1 protein-coding gene is annotated in these 1271 nt (G+C 46.1%); it reads right to left on the bottom strand.

Going from position 1 to position 1271, the window contains the following annotated elements; genetic code table 11:
- On the bottom strand, window positions 1–1220 hold a 1220-nt coding region (gene trmFO / locus BG32_RS09650; RefSeq protein ID WP_121526748.1), incomplete at its 3' end, for a methylenetetrahydrofolate--tRNA-(uracil(54)-C(5))-methyltransferase (FADH(2)-oxidizing) TrmFO.
- Window positions 1221–1271 lie beyond the last annotated feature (51 nt).

Raw genomic sequence — 1271 nt, 5'->3', positions numbered from 1 at the left:
TTTTTCATTCTGATTTCCGGCAGTAAACCAAAATTCGCATATACTGGCTTCAAAGGACTCCGACCAGATACCGTAATGTGGTTTATCAATCCTCCAATCATAGTTCCCACTGGAGGAATCACAGTCTGTTTACCTCTAGCATATCGATCAGCATTGATCGCGGCGAGCCTTCCAGAGACTATCGCTTCAACATAACCTTCGAGACCACTTATTTGCCCAGCAAAGAACAATCCCTTGTGATTCCTGGATTGCAAATCGGGATTCAGAAGCCTTGGCGAGTCCAAAAAGGTGTTTCGGTGCATTACTCCGTACCTAATTATGTCAACATTTCTCAAAGCAGGAATTAGGGAGAGAATTCTCTTCTGTTCCCGCCATTTGAGTCTTGTCTGAAAGCCAACTATTCCCAACAGCGAACCCGACAAGTTCTCCTTTCTAAGCTGTACAACTGCGTACGGCTCCTTCCCGGTAATCGGGTCAATCAGTCCAACAGGCTTCATAGGTCCGAAGCGAAGGGCATCAATTCCACTACGAGCTATCTCTTCAAAAGGCTGGCACCGTTCAAATAGAAAGCGATCCGAGAAGTTCTCGACCTCTAACACTTCTGCATGCACCAGTTCATTCCAGAAAAGCTCGTACTCCTCCCTGGAAAGCGAGCAGTTCACGTAGTCGCCATCGTCGGAGTATCTGTCAGCTATAAATGCTCTTTCAAGATCAACTGAATCTGCAGCTACTATTGGTGCAACTGCATCAAAGAAGAACAGGGCACCTCCGAAGAGTTCACCGAGAAAGGTTTCAAAACAGTTAGAAGTCAACGGACCGGTACACACAACATTCACCGCTCCATCGAAATCAATTGAGCACACCTCTTCTCTTCTGATATTTATCAGTGGATGCGTCTCCAACTTCATTGAAACCTCTTCAGAAAACGCCTTACGGTCAACGGCAAGGGCTTTACCGGCTGGCACTCTGTTATGATAGGCGATTTCAAGGAGCCTGGATCCTAGTCTCAAACCCTCTTCTTTCAGCAAACCGGAAGCGTTATCCAGTGACTCAGACTTAAAGGAATTGCTGCAAACGAGTTCTGCAAAGTCACCACTTTGATGGACATCGGTTTTCACATTTGGTCTCATCTCAAAAAGGTTAACTTCCTGCCCAAAATCGGCGAGACTGAGTGCGGCTTCAGATCCGGCAAGTCCTCCACCAATAATGTTGATGATCAATTCAGATTTCTCCCCAACTTGCGAGTTCTGTAATATCTAAACAGTGCTTCC

Origin of the sequence: Mesotoga sp. HF07.pep.5.2.highcov (assembly GCF_003666285.1) — a bacterium.
In the GTDB taxonomy this organism is placed as follows: Bacteria; Thermotogota; Thermotogae; order Petrotogales; family Kosmotogaceae; genus Mesotoga; species Mesotoga prima.
Note: the sequence above shows the minus strand (reverse complement) of the source record. Positions and strands in the feature narration are given on the sequence as shown.